The organism is Paraburkholderia sp. CNPSo 3281 (assembly GCF_024206515.1).
Taxonomy (GTDB): domain Bacteria; phylum Pseudomonadota; class Gammaproteobacteria; order Burkholderiales; family Burkholderiaceae; genus Paraburkholderia; species Paraburkholderia nodosa.
Map to the genome: position 1 here is coordinate 26308 of NZ_JAMBPS010000050.1, position 17457 is coordinate 43764.

Consider the following 17457-nt stretch of genomic DNA (forward strand, 5'->3'; position numbering starts at 1 on the left):
AGCTTCGGGTTGATTGGCAGACCTCGCCACGGTGGGCCAGTGCGGGACCGACCCAATCCCAGACGCGACCTAGAAGGTATGGCGCAGGCCGATGTTGACGGCCGTGGTGTTGCGGCCCGGTGCTACAGGCGTCCCATAAATGAGTTCCTGGTTCATCTGGCCGCGGTTGGACACGTAGCCGGCCTGGGCATAAACCAGCGTATGCTTCGAGATGCTGTAGTCGCCGCCGATTGCGTAGGCAGTAGAGTGGTTCGCGCTGTTCTTGTTGTCCTTCAGGTAGTACACACCCGAGGTGAAGTTAAGCGCCGGGGAGAAACGGTAGCCAATGCCGCCCGTCCACATGTCGAAATCACCTGAGACAACAAATGCCTTCGGAACGCCATTCGAGTTGGCCGGATTGCGACCGTTGCTGAACGAACCGGAGACCGAGATATCGTGCCACGTGTATTTCGCGCCGAAGTAGACGAAGCGGTTGTTGTTCTGTCCAGTCGGCGGGATACCGGTCTGGGCAGTCGCAGGGTTACCGGCGGCGGCATATGAGAACGGATTGGCATCGTGCCCGTTGTAGTAGACGGCATCTGCGTTTAGACCAAAGCCTGAATACTTGAGCACCGCGGACTCGCGCGTGCCTCCCTGGGCCTGCCCTGCCACGCCGCCGGGCGCGAACTCGAGCGCTGCGGACACACCGTAGAATGACGGCGAGTTGTAGACGATCGCATTGTCGTCATACAGCGCGCCTATCTGGGCGTTCGAGTTGCTTCCGGTCCAGCCCGACATCGTGTTCATGGTCAGCCAGGCGGTCAGGACGCTGCCGAAGTATTGCGCACCACGTACGTCCGTTTCGGCCATCGCGTAGGCCATCGGCGCGAACTGGCGGCCGAAGTCGATCTTGCCGAACGGGCCCGACACACCGACGGTTGTGACCTGGGTGAAAATCGAGCTTGCAGTCGGCGTACCGGACTTGCCCGGCTGGCCGTTGGAGCTGTTGAACGCTCCCTGGAGCTTGAAGTTGGCTGCGTACCCGCCGCCCAGGTCTTCCGAGCCCTTCATACCGAAGATGCTCGAGTAAATGCCACCGTCCTTGAGCTGAACCACATGGCCTGCGTTGCCGTTCAGTTTGGTGTTCGGCAGAAACGGCGCCGCCGCGTACGACGCGGACGTGCTCTGGTAGAGCAGACCGGAGTCGAGCGCGCCATAGAGCGTGACCGACGATTGTGCGTACGTCGTACTAGCGAATGCTGCCAGTGCCGCGGCAGCGGCGAGTTTGACTTTCATGTTGTCTCCATTTGATTTAGTTATGCGTAGCGATCCGTTGTCGCCCCGCGTTGTGTGAAATCCGGTGCTCACTCAATCCATTCGCGGATGCGCTTCTTGTCGATCTTGCCAACACTCGTCTTGGGGATTTCCTCGACAAAGGCAATGCGCTCCGCTTCAGGCACCGCATAAGGGCTGATGCGGTTCGCCTGCGCATGGGTCATCAGGTGTTCGCGAACGGCCTGGGTGGTGACACCCGCTTCCGGGCGGCGCACGATGAGCGCCACGGGGCGTTCTCCCCACTTCTCGTCCGCCACGCCCACCACCGCGCACTCCTGCACCCCCACTACCTCAGCAATCAGTCGCTCCAGTTCGATCGATGAGACCCATTCGCCGCCGGTCTTGATGACATCCTTCATGCGATCAACGATCTGCACGAAACCGTCCGGACCCGTTACGGCGATATCCTGCGTATGGAGGTAACCACCGTCCCACAGCTGCTCCGACGCCTCGGGTTTGTTGGCATAACTCATCGTCAGAAACGGTGCGCGCAGTACGATCTCGCCGTGGGACTTCCCGTCGCGCGCCACGTCCTTCATGCTCCCGTCGACCACACGGAAATCGACCATCGCCACCGGGCGCCCGGTGGAGCAACGCAGCCGCACCACTTCCTCATGGCTCGCGGACTTGTATCCGGGCGGCAGCTGCGCCAGCGCCACGATCGGGCCGGTCTCCGACATGCCGTATCCGGAGAACACGTCGGCCCCCAGTTCCAGGGCTGCGTCGCAAAGCGCAGGCGAGAACGCCGACCCGCCGATGATGAGCGTCCACCCCGACAAACTCTTGCCCGCGCTGCGTGCGGCCTGCAGCAGCATTTGCAGCACCGTCGGCACGCAGTGGGAGAACGTGACCCGTTCCTTCTCGCGCAGCTCCAGCAGCCGCTCCGCCACGTAGCGTCCTGGCAGAACCGTCTTGAGACCGAGCATCACCGCGATGTAGGGCATGCCCCAGGCCATCACATGGAACATGGGCGTAATCGGCATGTAGACGTCTTCCCGGTGCAGCCGCTGCCCCTCGCGCGGCGCGCACAGACTCATGGCCGTCGCCATTGCGTGCATGACAAGGTTGCGGTGGCTGTAGGTCACGCCCTTCGGGTCGCCGGTCGTCCCGGTCGTATAGAACATCGCCGCACGGGTGTTCTCGTCGAAGTCGCGAAACTCGAACTCGGGCTGCGCGCGGGCCACCAGCGCCTCGTACTCCCCCGCTAACGCCATGACCGTTTGCGGCACTGGTTCGCCGTCCGCGAGCACGATCACGTGACGAACCGACGTCAGTTCCGCCCGGATCTGCTCGAGCATCGGGACGAAATCGGCGTGGACCAGCACCACTTCCGCCCGGGAGTCGTTCAGCGTATAGAGAATCTGATGTTGCGACAGGCGAACGTTTACCGTAAACAGCGTTGCGCCCATCATCGGAATGCCGAAGTAACTCTCGAGATAGCGATGGCTGTCCCAGTCCATGACCGCGACTGTCGTGCCGTGATGAACGCCAAGCGCACTCAGGGCGTTGGCGAGCCGGCAGATCCGCTGGTGGAATTCACGGAAGCCATACCGCAGTTCGCCTCGATAGACGATTTCCTGATCCCCATACAGGCTCAGCGAGTTGAGCAGCAGTTGCTTGATCACAAGCGGGTACGAATAGGCCGAAGGCGTCGGCGTGATGAGCGTTTCGTTTGCGTGCATGCTTGTCTCCTCCTCTGGAGGCAGATATGTCTGTTCAAGTCGGGATGAGTTTGGGTGGCGGCGTCGACTGCTGTCCACGTCGCTCGTCCTGCGTCTTCGATCGGTAGAACTTCGGGTGGAACCGGTGTTGTGTTATTCCGGACCACTCTGATCTTCGATCAGTAGTTCGAAGTGTCCATCGCGCTCCAGTACCTGCAGACGCGTGGGGCATAAGCCTGGGGCATCCGGGTCAGGGCAGGCGCGAAGATCGAAACGCAGTCCATGGGCCGGACAACGCAGAACATGTCCATCGAGCGGGCCATTGGCGAGTGACGCCCCGTTATGCGGGCACGAATTCTCGATGGCGATGACGTTCCCCTCGATGTTGAAGAGGACAACGCTGCGGCCGTCGACAAAGGCAAGCTTGCGCCGCCCGGGGGTGAGTTCGTCGACTGATGCGACCGGTATCTGACGTGACATGACTGACGGGTTTTAACGGGAAGTTGGGCGGGCGCCGGGGTGTTCACGCCCACTGGGCTCTCACTGCAATTCCTGGATCAACGATTGCGCGAGCGGCCATTCCCCGAACCCCGATGCCGGATTCAGATGTCCCACCGCGCCCAGATCGACGAGCCGGCTGCCCCACTCCGTGGCAAGATCCGAGACACGATCGAAGGCACCCAGCGGATCGTTCCGGCTCGCTGCGACGATGCTCGCAAACGGCAGCCGTTCACGGGGAACGGGCAACCATCCGTTCGCATCAAGGACGTCCTTTGTCGGGTAGCCTTCCGGCGCTGGCGTGTCGAGATCGGGGGGCGTGGCCAGCACTGCGCCGTGAATACGGCGCTCATGGCGTCGCGCCCAATGCACGGTCGTGATGACACCCGCACTATGCGCGACCAGAATCACCGGACCATCAATAGCGGCAAGCGCCTGGTCCAGCGCGGCTACCCGCGCGGCACAGTTGAGCTTGTCGGCGTCCAGCGGCGGTACGCTGACCGCATTGGTCAGACTCGCTTCGAGCAGCGTCTGCCAGTGTCCGGCCACATGGTCGCGCAGTCCGGGCACGATAAGGACGGTGGGTGTCATATCCGATTACCGAAAAATGCTACGTCATACTGTTGATCAAAATGGCTTGCTGCCGATGATCCCGGCTCGCTCCATCTTGCGGTGGCTCGGGGGATAGTCCATCACCGCATAGTGCTGGGTCGAGGTGTTGTCCCAGAGCGCCACGCTGTTGGGCTTCCAGCGCCAGCGCACCTGGTACTCGGGGATGTAAGCCTGGCTGATCAGGTAACGCAGCAGGTCCGCGGCGCCCGGGTTGGCGTCCTGGCCGTAGCGCACCCGCTCCGGCGTGTGGAAGGTGGTGAAGTGCGTCGTAAAGACGTTGGCATAGAGAACCTTTTCGCCAGTCTCCGGGTGCGTGCGTACCACCGGGTGCTCAGCGTCCGGGTACTGCGCCTTGAGCGCGAGCCGCTTCTCGAGCGGCATGTTCGCGCCGAACGTGGCTTCGATGCTGTGTCGGGCGCGCAGGTCGGCGATGTCTGCCTTCACATGCGCCGGGAGCTTCTCGTAGGCGAGCACCATGTTTGCCCACACGGTGTCGCCGCCCACCGGCGGACACTCCACGCAGCGCAGCACGGCACCGAACGGCGGAGCTTCGCGCCAGGTGGCGTCCGAGTGCCACGCATTCTCGTAGCGGTCGTTCGGCTGTTCCGGCGTGCGGTAGATACGCACGAGACCCGGGTGATCGGGGTCACTCCCGGCGACGGGATGGTCTTCGAGTTCGCCAAAGCGCCGCGCGAACGCGACGTGCTCTGCCCGACCAAGTTCCTGGTCGCGCAGAAACAGCACGCGGTGCTGCAACAGTGCGGCGCGAATTTCGCCAAACAATCCGTCGTCGTGGACAGCGTCGGCCAGATTGACTCCTGTCAGCTCCGCGCCCAGAGCATGAGTCAGTTGTTCGATGCGCATGATATTGGCATTCCTGACGTCAGATCACAAAGACGGATGAACCGGTCGTCTTGCGGGATTCGAGATCGCGGTGCGCCTGGACGGCGTCTTCGAGCGCATAGCGCTGGTTGATCCCGATCTTGATGCGGCCGGCCGCAACATGGCCAAAGAGCTCACCGGCGAGTTCCGCGCGCTCCGCGGGGTCGGCGATGTAATCGGCGAGCGCCGGGCGCGTCACGAAGAGCGCCCCCTTGAGCGCGAGGATGTGCGGGTTGAACGGCGGAATCGGACCCGAAGCCGTCCCCACGCAGACGAGGAGACCACGGCGCTTGAGCGAGTCCAGCGAGGCCTCGAAGGTGTCCTTGCCCACGCTGTCGAAAACCACGTTCACCCCTACGCCGCCCGTCAACTCGCGTACGCGCTTCGCCACGTCTTCCTGGCTGTAGTTGATGATGTGGTCGCAGCCATGCGCGCGCGCGACTTCGGCCTTGGCCTCGCTCGACACCGTGCCGATCACGGTCAGTCCAAGCAGCTTCGCCCATTGCGACACGATCAGGCCCACGCCACCTGCCGCTGCGTGCAGCAGGATGGTGTCGCCGCTCTTGAACGCGTAGATGCGGCGCATCAGGTACGAGGCGGTGAAGCCTCGCATCGTCATGCCGGCGGCCGTCTCACAACTGATCGCATCCGGCAGCTTGATGAGCGGCGCGGCATCGATAATCCGCTCCGTCGTGTAGGCGCCGAGCGTGTTGTACACGCCCGTGTACGTCACGCGGTCGCCCACGGCGACACTGGTGACGTCCGGGCCTATCGCCTCGACTACGCCGGCGGCTTCGGTGCCGATACCGGATGGCAGCGGCGCCGGATACAGGCCGGTGCGGAAGTAGATGTCCGCGAAGTTCAGCCCGACCGCCTCGTTACGCATGCGCACCTGCCCAGGCCCGGGCTCGCCCACCTGGATATCCTCGTAACGCAAAACCTCGGGGCTCCCGGTTTCGTAAAAGCGGATTGCCATTGCCATGTGCTGCTCCTGTATTCCGTGATGTCAAATAAATCGCCGATGGGGGGCGAGCAGCGCTTGCTGCGCCCGCCCCGGCTGCTTCTCGCCGCGTGCCGACAGCGCGACATTGATGCGCTCGCGGATGATGGCGGTCAATTCTTGCGTCATTAAGCAGAGAGCGCGGTATGCGCGCCGGCAGGCGCGGCCGCGGCTTCCAGATGGACCGCCGTCGTCACAGCCTCCACCTCCGCTTCATAGGTCCGCCTTGCAAACAGGAAGCACACCATGGCGAGCAACCCGAACGCCGGCATGATGGCGAGCGCGCCCTTGAGTCCCCAGGTATCGGACAGCACACCCGTCACGAACGGACCCACCGCGAGGCCAAAGAGGTTCTGGAACAGCGAGAGGAGCGCAGCCCCGGTGGAACGCAAACCAGGATGAATCACGCTAAGCACGACACTCGCCGACGGTGCCAACGTGCACGTCATCAGGAACCCTCCGAGCGCGATTACCGCGTATTCCCGGCTGGCCGGAACCACGCCGCCGAAAGCGGCGGCAAGGACCAGCGTGGTGAGAACGGGCAGGACTACCATCAGATTCAGGTTGTTGCGGGGCCTGCGTGAGGCAAGGCGATCGGCAACGAATCCCCACACCAGCGATCCCGCCGCGCCGCACAGCACGATTACCGCCGCCTGGATGGCGGCCTGATCTGGCCGGGCGTCATGGTAGCGAACGAAATAGCTCGGCAGCCAAGCCCAGATCGTGGAGACCACGATGAGCTGGAAGGCGGCGCCGAGGCACGTCCACCACATCGCCGGGGAGCTTCGCAGCGCTTTCACGATCTGCGTCGAGAACTTCTGCGCGGTCTGAGGAGCATTCCCCGTGCTGGGTGCAAGCGCGACCGTCTTGTAATCCGGAACCAGCAGGTACAGGAAGGCCAGCACGAGTCCCGGCACACCAACGACACCAAAGGCCGACCTCCATCCCCAGCGTGCCGCAATGACACCGCCCAGCACGACACCCAGCACGGAGCCGATCGAGGCAGCCGCAAAGAAAGCGCCCAGCAGGGTCGCGCGCAGCCGCTGCGGAAAGAGGCTCGCGATCAATGCGCCGCCAACTGAACCGTAGCCGGTCTCGCCTACGCCAACCAGTGCGCGTGCGGCAAACATCTGGCCGTAATTGCGCGTGAACATGCAAGAAATCGACGCAAGACTCCACAGCGCGGCCATCACGAAGACGCTCTTGACGCGGCTGAAGCGGTCCGCCCACAGCGCAACCGGAATGCCGCCTGCTGCGACGACAATGGAGATGACCGAGACGAGCGCGCCCAGTTGCTTGTCCGACAGGTTCCAGGCAAGTTTCAGATGCGGAAACAGCGATACGACGACCTGACGGTCGATGTAGTCGAACAGCATCAGGGCAAATGTCATTGCGAACGCGAACCATGCGTGTGTCCGGCCGACAAGGTAGTCGTCGCCGGCGCCGTCCGACTGTGTGCCGGGGAGTAAATTCATGACTGTCTCCAGAGAGGACGCTCTTGCGTCGAGAGCTTCCGTGTTTGTTTCTCTATGTGTTCCGGCCCGCCACAATGGACCCGCGGGATAACATGGAACGTAGTATCGAAGATCAGGCAGAAACAAATTTGCTTTTTTGTGACATTATTTTTAGTTTTTAAGACACTTGGGGAAAGCACTATGTCGTGCATGCTGCGAAGCATCGCCCTGCCCAACTACGTCGAGACCACGCGCCCGGTTTGGGCTGGATCCGTACAGGGAACTGACTGAGGCGGAAATGCAGACGGTCGGAGCCCGCGTCGCATCTGCTTCATGCATGCCGCACCTTGCGGCCTCGAGCCAGCCTCGAGACGTCTACGCGGGTATCAAATCGCTACCTGGTCTGCACCCTTGAGTTGCAGGATTTGGCGCGCTTCGTCGGGCGTTGCCACCTCAAGGCCCAGACCTTCGAGAATCTGGCGTACTTTGGTAACTTGCTCCGCATTGGTCCTGGCCAATTGACCTTTGCCAAGCCACAAGCTGTCTTCCAAACCTACGCGCACATGCCCCCCCATGGAAGCTGCCATCGCCGCGATCTTCATCTGGCTTACGCCGGCGCCCAGCACAGACCAACGGTAGGCGTCGCCAAACAGGCGGTCGGCAGTACGCTTCATGTGCATTACATCGTCCGGGTGGGTGCCGATACCGCCCAGAATGCCGAACACGGTCTGGATGAAGAATGGCGGCTTGATCAGGCCTCGCTGTGCGAAGTGCGCCAGGTTGTAGAGGTGAGCGGTGTCGTAGCACTCGAACTCATAGCGTGTGTTGTTGGGCCCAAGCTCCTCGAACACGGTTTCCAGATCGCCAAAGGTATTGCGGAACACCTGGTCCTTGCTGCCTTCGAGGAACGGCCGCTCCCAATCCTGTTTGAATTCCTTGAAACGGTTCAGCATCGGGAACAAACCGAAGTTCATCGTTCCCATGTTCATGGACGCGATTTCCGGTTTGAAGACCTTGGCAGGGAGCATGCGCTCCTGAACCGTCATGTAGGGCGAGCCACCTGTCGTGAGGTTGATGATGGCGGGGCTGCGTTGGCGGATCGATTTGAGGAAGGGTTCAAATGCTTCGGGGCGCTGATCAGGTTTGCCCGTTTGGGGATCCCGTGCGTGAAGATGAATGATGGCAGCGCCGGCTTCACAAGCCCCGACTGCCGCATCCGCAATTTCTTCAGGCGTCACCGGCAGGTAGGGCGACATCGACGGGGTATGGATCGCGCCTGTGACAGCGCAGGTGATGATGACTTTGTTCTGGGCACTCATAAACGAACTCACGAGGTAAATGGCCGACTATGGAAGTCAATGAAGCCCTGCCGGGCGGCCACGGTCGCCAGCGGATGCAAGGCTTGTTGCTCGCTGGCCGCCACATGAAAAGGATACTCAGTGGATGCGCCGTGGAATGGGCACTGATGCGCCCGGTGGCCGGCTCCGCACCGGCCACCTCTTCAGAATCAAGCTTGCCGCGCGAAGCCCTTCTGGCCCGGTTTGCGGTTCGGCGCAAAACCGTTTGCAGCGAGAGTTTCATCGGCATCTTTGTAGAAAGTGCCGATTTTGTAGATCTCGCGCGCCTCCCTGGCGCTGGCGACCGGACGGCCGCATTCCCTGGCAATGCGCACCAACTGTTCGACCTGCTCCACGCTGGTCATCTTGCGTGAACGATCTGGCGCCCAGATTGTGTCTTCAATCCCGCAACGTACATGCTGGCCGAGCGCGATGGCAATCATGTTGAGCGGCAACACGTTATTCATCTGCGCTTCGAAGGTCACCACTGCACCGTCCGGCACGGCGTTAAGGAAGTTCGTCATGTTGTACGGGGTCATCGAGTCGGCACCGCCACCAATCGGGATCCAGGTCAGAATCAACGGCACGTTGCAGACACCGCGGCGCATCATGCGCTCAACCGTCTCCAGGGAATTGATGTTACCCAGCTGAAACTGGATCTGAATGCCGTTATCCGTGAGGCGTTTGACGTGCTCTTCAAGAAATGCCGGGCCAGCGGGGATGGTCATCTCCCTGTAAGCGATTTGCTTCGCCGGGTCGGCGAACGAGGTGCCCGCGACATCGGCTTCGGATAGTGCCTCGATGATGTTGAACTGGTTCGAATTGATGGCCACGGTCACCTGGTCCGGCCTGGGTGTCAATTCGGCCAGCATGTGGCGGGTATCGTCGGAGAGCCACTTGGCGATATCGCCTTCGGTCTCGGGTGCAAAAGAAATGGAACCACCCACCTGGATGATCATGTCCGGCACCGCCTCGCGCACGCCGGCGATCAATTCATTGAACTTGGATAAGCGCTTGGAGCCTTTGCCATCGAGTTCGCGCACGTGCAGGTGCAACACAGTGGCACCGGCCTTGTAGCAATCGACTGCCTTCTGGATCTGCTCGGCCATCGTGACCGGAATGTCTTCCGGGAAATCGCTGACCTCAAACTGAGGGCCATAGGGGGCGACCGTGATAACAAGTTTTTCCTGATTTTCGGGATAAAGAGATCCGTCGATGAAGTTCATGGCTGCTCCTGTTTGGAATTGCATTGGGCCAAGTGGCTGGCATGGACCTAGTATCGAAAATCGGCTAGAATGACGTTTGCTTTTTTGTGACATTTCATTTGGATTTTCGGACACCTCGGGAAAGCCCCATGGCGTACATGCTGCGGAGCACTGCGCTGACCAACTACATCGAGATCGCGCGCTCGGTAGGACTGGATCCGTACAAGGAACTGGCTGAGGCGGGCATAAGCCGGTATGCGCTGCTGGACCCTGAGATGAAGATCCCCGTGGATAGCGTCGTGCGCCTGCTGGAGGCGTCGGCCGAGGCGGCTGACATCGATGATCTGGGTCTGCGCATGGCGGAAACGCGTCAGCTTTCAAACATGGGTCCGCTCGCGTTCGCGGTGCGCGAGGAGCCAACACTGCGCAAGGCGCTCGAATCGATGGTGCGCTATCTGCACCTGCAGAACGAGGCACTCTTGATCCGCATCGACGAAGCCGAGGGCCTCGTGATCATCAGTGAGGAGATCCAGGCGGCCGGTACCCGACGCCAGGCCATCGAGCTGGCAGTCGGCGTGCTCTACCGGACCATCTCACTCTTTCTGGGCGCGGCGTGGCGCCCGCGCAGCATCTGCTTCATGCACGCGGCGCCACGCAACCTCGCGATCTGCACACGGGTGTTTGGCATGCCGGCGCAGTTCAATCAGGACTTCGACGGCATCGTGTGTCGCGCGTCCGATCTCGAGCAGTCCCTGCCGACGTACGACCCTGCGATGGCGCATCAGGTGCGCCAATACCTCGATACCTTACTGGTACAGTCGGGCACGACCATGCCTGATCAGGTAAGAAAGCTGGTCTTCGCGCTGCTGCCGGCAGGGGTCTGCTCGCTGGAGCGGATTGCCATGCACCTTGGCGTCGACCGGCGCACCGTTCACCGCCGCCTGGGCGATTACGGCGAGAGCTATTCGTCCATTCTCAATGCGGTACGCGTCGACATGGTGATGCGCTATATCGAAAACCGCGAACGTCCGCTCTCGGATGTCGCCACGCTGCTTGGCTTTTCATCGTCCAGTACCTTTTCGCACTGGTTTGGCCGCGAGTTCGGATGCAGCGTTTCGAAATGGCGAGCGCGTGAAGCAAAGGCAGCCGAGGATTTGTCGTCGTCGTGAAGCCCATTTTGCATGGGCGAGCCGTTGCTACGGCGAACGCGTTGCGCGCATGCATCGCCGCACCTGCTATATGTGTACTCAATACAGGTGGACAGCAACTGGCTGATTTTTAAATGAAAATATTTGGGGAGCCAAGGCAGTGCCCCGCCAGGCTTGGGCGCTCTAACAGGAAACTTGCACGATAATCAAGGTGACACCTTGTCTCGTGCCGCTTCCGCTCAATCTGATGCATGGCGAATACAGATTTTCCCAAAGTGCTGCCCACTTGCCATGTAATCGAGCGCCGACCGCAACGCTTCGAATTCAAATACCCGGTCAATGACCGGACGTAGTTCATGCAGTGCGATTGCAGCCGCCATGGCCTCGAAATTGTCCCGATTTCCCACTGTAATGCCCTGCAAGCGGATATGGCGCGTCACGATCTGGCCAAGCGGGATCGTCGGCTCCGAACCGGCAAGCACGCCGATCATGCTCAGCGTGCCGCCCGTGCGAATCGCACGCAATGATTGTTCTAGTGTGCCAGCCCCGCCTACTTCAACGACGTGATCTACACCCTTCCCTCCAGTGATTTCTCGCGCGATCTTTCCCCACTGGGGATTCTCGCGATAGTTAACCGTTTCGTCCGCCCCCAGCGCGCGCACTCGAGCAAGCTTTTCGTCGCTGGATGAGGTTACGATCGCGCGGGCACCGAGCAGCTTGGCAAACTGAAGTGCGAACAGGGATACGCCACCGGTTCCTTGTATGAGCACCGTTTCCCCAGGTCTGAGATTCCCCTCAGTGACCAACGAACGCCAGGCCGTGACCGCTGCCGTCGGCAGTGTTGCCGCTTCCACGTCGTCAAGATGTACCGGTGCCGCACTTACCCCTTCGGCCGACAGTACGAGATAGTCCGCCATCGTACCGTCCTGCTCGCAGCCCAGGCTATATCGGAAGCGCTCGTTAGCGGGCGCGCCACCCAGCCAGCTTTGGTAGAACAGGGGACATACCCGGTCGCCAAGTTGCACGCGGGTAACTCCCGCACCAAGCGCATCGATGATCCCGAAGCCGTCACTTAGCATAACGAGCGGCAATTCCTGCATGCGCTTCCCATAGCCATGGAACGGAATTAACGAATCCCGGTAATTCAGGGCCGCTGCCCGCATCCTGATGCGCACCTGCCCGTCGCGCGGTTCGGGAATGGGGCGCTCGCCGATGCGGAGATTAGCCATGGTCCATTCGTTTTCAACCTGATAAACCCGCATGATTCCTCCAGTTGGTTCATCCACACGGCAACCGCCATATGCACATAGATACGAATTCGTTATCTACGGAGTAACTTGCCTTCCTCGCCTCTGGGTCTTGCTTCCGAGTATCGTTGATCCAAGCACGGTTCCAAAAAATGTCACGTTGGTTCGAGCAAGCTCTTAATTCGATGCCAAGGGAAGACCGATTCATTACGAAGATTCACCGGCGGCGTCCAACATTGCCTGCGGGGAATTTGCCGCGCGTCGCTTTCGCCGGAGGTGTGAGCGACTGGCAAGCTCGCCTACGATGCCTTTCCGAAACAGAAGAACACAGACAATGAAGATGAGACCCGTGACGATCGTGACGGATTCGCCAAGGTCACGAAACCATTCGATTTGCGTCAGATTCGCCAGCCAGTCTCCCAAATCGCTCAATCGATTTTCCAATAAAATGATAACGAGCGCACCGACAACCGGCCCCGTCAACGTTCCCAGTCCGCCGACAAGCGTCATCAGAATGACGAGGCCCGACATGGTCCAATGTACGTCGCCCAAGGTCTCGAATCCAAGCACGACAGTTTTTGTCGCGCCGGCCAACCCGGCCAATGCAGCCGACAACACAAAGGCGAGCAGCTTGTACCTGTCGACGTCGTAGCCAAGGGAGATAGCCCGAGGTTCGTTTTCCTTGATCGCCCTCAACACATGGCCGAACGGTGATTGCACTATGCGAAGGACAGCGACATATCCCGCGACCGTGATGACGAGAACGACGTAGTACATCGTCATATCATTGGCCAGATCGAACATGCCCAGCAACCATCCCCGAGGCACATCCTGCATACCATCCTCGCCACCGGTGAAGCGTGCCTGTAGGCAGTAGTAATACAGCATCTGGGCGAGGGCCAACGTGATCATCGTAAAGTAGATACCTTTTCGGCGGATGGCCAGCGTGCCCATCGCGAAACCCAGCACTGCCGCGCCGAGCGTTCCTGCAATCACCCCGATCTCAAACGGATAGCCCATGTCGCGCAAGACGTAGCCGGTGACATAGCCCGCACCCCCGAAAAGCGCGGCGTGTCCGAATGAGAGCAACCCGGTGAAGCCGATCAGGAGATTGAAGGCGCAGGCAAACAGCACAAAACAGAGCAACTTCATCAGCAGCACCGGATAGATGACAACCGGTGCGGCCAACAGCGCGATCAGCGCGATCGAATAGCCGATTTTCTTGTTCACCTGGATACTCCTCAATTCACTTTTCCGAACAGCCCCGCCGGGCGAACCATCAGCACGACCGCCATGACAATGAAGACTACCGTCGCTGAAACTTCCGGGTAAAAGACGCGCGTCAGTCCCTCGACGACGCCCAATCCAAGGCCAGTGAGGATCGAACCAACGATCGAGCCCATTCCGCCGATGACGACGACAGCAAACACCGTGATGATCAGGTTCGTTCCCATCAACGGCGACACCTGAACTACTGGAGCGGCCAGGACGCCAGCCAGCGCCGCCAGTGCGGCACCGAAGGCATAGGTTAGCGTGATCATCACCGGCACATTGATGCCGAACGCTTCAACCAGCTTCGGATTCTCCGTTCCAGCGCGCAGATAGGCGCCGAGCTTCGTCCGTTCGATCACAAACCAGGTCGCCAAACAAACGACAAGAGAAAGAACGACGACCCAGGCACGATAGGCAGGAAGCAGCATGAAACCGAGATCGAGCGTGCCACCGAGCGCACCTGGCGCTGAATAGGGTTGCCCCGATGCGCCGTAGATCGACCGAAACAGGCCCTCTACTACCAGCGTGACGCCAAATGTCAGCAGCAAACCATAGATGTGGTCGACCTTGTAAAGCCAACGCAACATGGTCCTTTCAAAAATGCCCCCCAATACGCCGACGACAATCGGCGCGGCGATCAACATGATCCAGTAGTTAAGCCCCAGGTAGCTCAATCCCATCCACGTCAGTAGCGCACCAAGCATGTACAGCATGCCGTGTGCAAAGTTGATGACGTTGAGCATCCCAAATATCACCGCAAGGCCGAGCGAGAGCAGTGCGTAAAATGAACCATTGACGAGACCGATCAACAATTGGCTCGTCAGTGCCGGCAGCGGAATTCCCAGTAGTTCTTCCATGTTTCCCCCACTACACACCAAGCAATTCGGTCAGAACAGGCTTCTTCTTCTCCAGTTCATCGGCGGTGAAGTGCTCGATTGCCCGCCCATGCTCGACGACATAGAAGCGGTCTGCCAAAGGCGCGGCGAACCGAAAGTTCTGCTCCACCATCACGATGGTGTAGCCTTTCTCCTTTAGTTTGCGGATCATGCATGCGAGCGCACGCACGATGACTGGTGCGAGCCCTTCCGAAATCTCGTCGAGCAAAAGCAGCCTCGCGCCGGTACGCAGGATGCGCGCTACGGCGAGCATCTGCTGTTCTCCGCCAGATAAACGCGTTCCCGGGCTGCGCCGGCGCTCAGCAAGATTAGGGAACAAGTCGTAGATTTCGTCGATCGACATGCCGCGATCGATCCTGGAAACCATCGGCGGCAACATCAAGTTTTCCTCGGTCGACAGCGCCGAGAAAATGCCGCGTTCCTCGGGACAATAACCGACACCCAAACGGGCAATCTTGCTGGTGCGCAGATGGATGGATTCTGTCTCGTTGATCCTGACGGATCCCCTTCTCGTACCCGTCAGCCCCATGATTCCGCGCAGCGTCGTCGTACGGCCAGAGCCATTGCGCCCAAGCAACGTAACGACCTCGCCCTTATTCACCGAAAAGCTCAGGCCGTGAAGAATATGAGACTCTCCGTACCAGGCGTTCAGGTTCGTTACTTCAAGCGCTTTTTCCATATGTCGTTCCCCAAGGTGAACTCGACTCGCCGCTGCTGAGCGTCAAAGAACACCTTCAAGCGTTCCGTCAGCCGTACCCATATAGGCTTCCATGACTTCAGGTATCGCGGATACTTCCGCATAAGTTCCCTCGGCCAATATCGACCCGCGTTGCAATACCGAAATGCGATCACAGATACCGGCCACCACGCCCATGTTGTGCTCCACCATCAGGATCGTGCGCTGCAACGAAACACGCTTGATGAGCTCCGTGACACGCGACACGTCTTCATGTCCCATCCCCTGCGTCGGCTCGTCGAGCAGCATCAGTTCGGGCTCCATGCCAAGCGTGGTCGCAATCTCCAGCGCGCGTTTTCTGCCATACGGAAGATCGACGGTCAACGTATCCGCAAAATCGGCAAGGTCGACCTGGGTCAACAGATCCATTGCCCGGTCATTCAGTCGAGACAACGTGCGCTCGCCTTTCCAGAAATGAAAGGAGGTACCGCGCGATCGCTGCAGCGCAATCCGCACATTCTCGAGAACGGTAAGGTGCGGGAATACGGCCGATATCTGAAACGACCTGATGATGCCTTGCCGCGCGATCTGCGCCGGCCGCGCGGCAGTGACATCGCGTTGGTTGAAAAGAATCGTCCCGGCCGTTGGAGCCATGAACTTCGTCAAGAGATTGAAGCAGGTTGTTTTGCCGGCGCCATTTGGGCCGATCAACGCGTGGATATGGCCACGCTGGACACGCAAATTGACATCGGACACTGCAGCAAGCCCTCCGAATTCCTTAGTCAGGCCGCGCGTCTCCAGGATGACATCAGTCATAGTCACCTCAAACCGGTAGTGAAACCCATCGATCGAAACTGTAGTGAGCGCATCGATGCGCCAACATGAGTGATTTGACCGAGAGCGCGCGCTCAGCTCCCGGCCGATCTCCCTGGATTCTCAAAACGTCGCGATGCGAACGCTGATAAGCCGGTGATTTAATCGAAGCTAAATCATCGATTGTATCGATTACGCCTTTTCGTTTTACGTGCGTCCATTCTTGAGCAGAGGACACTTACTCTGTTCGACCGGAATCGTGACCGTGCTGGCCGGCAGGACTTTCTTGATCTTATAGTAATCCCAAGGATATTTTGACTCGCTCGGCGTCTTGACCTGAGCCAGATACATGTCGTGCACCATGCGCCCATCCTCGCGAATCTTGCCATTCTTCGCAAAGAAGTCGTTGATCGGCATTTCCCGCATCTTTGCCATTACGTCCTTGGCATTGTCCGTTCCGGCCGCCTCAATTGCTTTGAGGTAGTGCATGACTGACGAGTAGTCTCCAGCCTGCACCATATTGGGCATTTTCTTCATCTTGGCGAAATAGCGCTTCGACCACTGACGCGTTTCGTCATTCAGATCCCAGTAGAACGGTGTCGTCAGCAAAAGACCCTGTGCGACATTGAGGCCCATGCCGTGAACGTCAGTGATGGTCGTTGCAAGACCGACGACGCTCTGCTTTCCTCCTCGTGTGATACCGAACTCCTGCGCTGATTTCATCGCGTTGACCGTGTCGACACCGGCGTTTGCCAGTCCGATCACCTTCGCGTTCGACGTTTGCGCCTGCATCACGAACGATGAAAAATCCGGTGCGCCGAGTGGATGCTTGGCCGACCCCACGACCTTGCCTCCATTCGCTGTTACCGTCGCGGTCAGCCGATTGAGCATCAGCGTGCCGAACGCATAGTCAGCGGCAAGAATGAACCACGTGTTTCCACCTTGATCCAGGACAGCCTTGCCAGTGCCGTTCGCAAACGCATAGGAATCGGCGACGTAGTGCACAGTGTTCGGAGAACATTCCTCGTTCGTTATTTTCTCCGTCATCGCGCCTGCCACGATGGCTATCCGATTCTTGTCCCTGGCCAACTTGCTGACGGCGATGGCGACAGACGAGTTTGTCAGGTCAACAATGGCGTCCACCTTCTGCGTGTCGAACCATTCGCGCGCTTTTGTCAATGCCACGTCGGTCTTGTTGAGATGGTCTGCCACCACCACCTCAATCGGCTTTCCGAGAACCTTGCCGCCGAAATCTTCCACGGCCATCTTGACTGCTGTCACCGCACCCGGACCCGCAAATTCGGAGTAGTTTCCCGAAAGGTCCGTCAGGATACCGATCTTTACGACATCATCCGAGATTTTCGGTGGCTGCGCCTGCGCTGAAGCGCAGGCGAAACCCCAAGCCAGTGCAATGGCGGTCCTTCTGAAATGGATGTGCATCC

16 protein-coding genes are annotated in these 17457 nt (G+C 59.7%); 1 reads left to right on the forward strand and 15 read right to left on the reverse strand.

The features are described 5' to 3' along the window. Positions 1-69 precede the first annotated feature (69 nt). The 9 genes from M3I56_RS32150 to M3I56_RS32190 all read right to left on the reverse strand — a co-directional run bounded on the left by M3I56_RS32150 (position 70) and on the right by M3I56_RS32190 (position 9984). The gene (locus M3I56_RS32150; protein ID WP_254357416.1) at positions 70-1275 is read right to left on the reverse strand and encodes a porin; all 1206 of its coding nucleotides are present in this window, start codon (positions 1273-1275) and stop codon (positions 70-72) included. Positions 1276-1343: 68 nt separating this feature from the next. Next, positions 1344-2996 (reverse strand): fatty acid--CoA ligase, encoded by a 1653-nt coding sequence (locus tag M3I56_RS32155; protein WP_254357417.1) that lies wholly within the window; start codon positions 2994-2996, stop codon positions 1344-1346. 132 nt (positions 2997-3128) lie between these two features. Beyond that, entirely contained in the window at positions 3129-3455 is a 327-nt protein-coding gene (locus M3I56_RS32160; protein WP_254357418.1) for a Rieske 2Fe-2S domain-containing protein, read from the reverse strand. Positions 3456-3515: 60 nt separating this feature from the next. After that, positions 3516-4064, reverse strand: a complete 549-nt coding sequence (locus tag M3I56_RS32165; RefSeq protein WP_254357419.1) for an alpha/beta hydrolase — start codon at positions 4062-4064, stop codon at positions 3516-3518. A 36-nt stretch (positions 4065-4100) separates the two neighbouring features. After that, a complete protein-coding gene (locus M3I56_RS32170) occupies positions 4101-4949 on the reverse strand; it encodes a TauD/TfdA family dioxygenase (RefSeq protein WP_254357420.1) in 849 nt (282 codons plus the stop codon). A gap of 19 nt (positions 4950-4968) precedes the next feature. After that, the gene (locus M3I56_RS32175) at positions 4969-5949 is read right to left on the reverse strand and encodes a quinone oxidoreductase (protein WP_254357421.1); all 981 of its coding nucleotides are present in this window, start codon (positions 5947-5949) and stop codon (positions 4969-4971) included. A 146-nt stretch (positions 5950-6095) separates the two neighbouring features. Further along, positions 6096-7442: an MFS transporter gene (locus tag M3I56_RS32180; RefSeq protein ID WP_254357424.1), complete on the reverse strand. Its 1347-nt coding sequence runs from the start codon at positions 7440-7442 to the stop codon at positions 6096-6098. Positions 7443-7807: 365 nt separating this feature from the next. Beyond that, on the reverse strand, positions 7808-8740 hold the full coding sequence (locus M3I56_RS32185) for a 3-keto-5-aminohexanoate cleavage protein (RefSeq protein WP_254357426.1): 933 nt from the start codon (positions 8738-8740) through the stop codon (positions 7808-7810). Positions 8741-8928: 188 nt separating this feature from the next. Beyond that, positions 8929-9984: a 3-keto-5-aminohexanoate cleavage protein gene (locus M3I56_RS32190; protein ID WP_254357429.1), complete on the reverse strand. Its 1056-nt coding sequence runs from the start codon at positions 9982-9984 to the stop codon at positions 8929-8931. Between the two features lie 128 nt (positions 9985-10112). Between M3I56_RS32190 and M3I56_RS32195 the strand changes: the two genes are divergently transcribed. Then, entirely contained in the window at positions 10113-11132 is a 1020-nt protein-coding gene (locus M3I56_RS32195) for an AraC family transcriptional regulator (RefSeq protein ID WP_254357430.1), read from the forward strand. 218 nt (positions 11133-11350) lie between these two features. Here M3I56_RS32195 and M3I56_RS32200 read toward each other — a convergent pair whose 3' ends face one another. The 6 genes from M3I56_RS32200 to M3I56_RS32225 all read right to left on the reverse strand — a co-directional run bounded on the left by M3I56_RS32200 (position 11351) and on the right by M3I56_RS32225 (position 17455). Continuing rightward, complete coding sequence (locus M3I56_RS32200) at positions 11351-12373, reverse strand: NAD(P)-dependent alcohol dehydrogenase (protein WP_254357432.1); 1023 nt, start codon at positions 12371-12373, stop codon at positions 11351-11353. A 192-nt stretch (positions 12374-12565) separates the two neighbouring features. After that, positions 12566-13588: a branched-chain amino acid ABC transporter permease gene (locus M3I56_RS32205; protein WP_254357434.1), complete on the reverse strand. Its 1023-nt coding sequence runs from the start codon at positions 13586-13588 to the stop codon at positions 12566-12568. Positions 13589-13599: 11 nt separating this feature from the next. After that, positions 13600-14487 carry a branched-chain amino acid ABC transporter permease gene (locus M3I56_RS32210; RefSeq protein ID WP_254357435.1) on the reverse strand — a complete coding sequence of 296 codons (888 nt, stop codon included), beginning with the start codon at positions 14485-14487 and terminating at the stop codon, positions 13600-13602. A gap of 10 nt (positions 14488-14497) precedes the next feature. Continuing rightward, positions 14498-15205, reverse strand: coding sequence for an ABC transporter ATP-binding protein (locus tag M3I56_RS32215; protein WP_254357436.1), 708 nt, complete (start codon positions 15203-15205; stop codon positions 14498-14500). Between the two features lie 42 nt (positions 15206-15247). After that, positions 15248-16018 carry an ABC transporter ATP-binding protein gene (locus M3I56_RS32220; protein ID WP_302057084.1) on the reverse strand — a complete coding sequence of 257 codons (771 nt, stop codon included), beginning with the start codon at positions 16016-16018 and terminating at the stop codon, positions 15248-15250. 204 nt (positions 16019-16222) lie between these two features. Continuing rightward, positions 16223-17455 (reverse strand): ABC transporter substrate-binding protein, encoded by a 1233-nt coding sequence (locus M3I56_RS32225; protein WP_254357438.1) that lies wholly within the window; start codon positions 17453-17455, stop codon positions 16223-16225. Between the last annotated feature and the right edge of the window lie 2 nt (positions 17456-17457).

Coding starts and splice junctions, on each gene's coding strand:
- M3I56_RS32165 (WP_254357419.1), bottom strand. CDS start 4,064: ATGACACCCACCGTCCTTATCGTGCCCGGACTGCGCGACCATGTGGCC.
- M3I56_RS32160 (WP_254357418.1), bottom strand. CDS start 3,455: ATGTCACGTCAGATACCGGTCGCATCAGTCGACGAACTCACCCCCGGG.
- M3I56_RS32185 (WP_254357426.1), bottom strand. CDS start 8,740: ATGAGTGCCCAGAACAAAGTCATCATCACCTGCGCTGTCACAGGCGCG.
- M3I56_RS32210 (WP_254357435.1), bottom strand. CDS start 14,487: ATGGAAGAACTACTGGGAATTCCGCTGCCGGCACTGACGAGCCAATTG.
- M3I56_RS32195 (WP_254357430.1), top strand. CDS start 10,113: ATGGCGTACATGCTGCGGAGCACTGCGCTGACCAACTACATCGAGATC.
- M3I56_RS32225 (WP_254357438.1), bottom strand. CDS start 17,455: ATGCACATCCATTTCAGAAGGACCGCCATTGCACTGGCTTGGGGTTTC.
- M3I56_RS32170 (WP_254357420.1), bottom strand. CDS start 4,949: ATGCGCATCGAACAACTGACTCATGCTCTGGGCGCGGAGCTGACAGGA.
- M3I56_RS32180 (WP_254357424.1), bottom strand. CDS start 7,442: ATGAATTTACTCCCCGGCACACAGTCGGACGGCGCCGGCGACGACTAC.
- M3I56_RS32175 (WP_254357421.1), bottom strand. CDS start 5,949: ATGGCAATGGCAATCCGCTTTTACGAAACCGGGAGCCCCGAGGTTTTG.
- M3I56_RS32150 (WP_254357416.1), bottom strand. CDS start 1,275: ATGAAAGTCAAACTCGCCGCTGCCGCGGCACTGGCAGCATTCGCTAGT.
- M3I56_RS32200 (WP_254357432.1), bottom strand. CDS start 12,373: ATGCGGGTTTATCAGGTTGAAAACGAATGGACCATGGCTAATCTCCGC.
- M3I56_RS32215 (WP_254357436.1), bottom strand. CDS start 15,205: ATGGAAAAAGCGCTTGAAGTAACGAACCTGAACGCCTGGTACGGAGAG.
- M3I56_RS32220 (WP_302057084.1), bottom strand. CDS start 16,018: ATGACTGATGTCATCCTGGAGACGCGCGGCCTGACTAAGGAATTCGGA.
- M3I56_RS32155 (WP_254357417.1), bottom strand. CDS start 2,996: ATGCACGCAAACGAAACGCTCATCACGCCGACGCCTTCGGCCTATTCG.
- M3I56_RS32190 (WP_254357429.1), bottom strand. CDS start 9,984: ATGAACTTCATCGACGGATCTCTTTATCCCGAAAATCAGGAAAAACTT.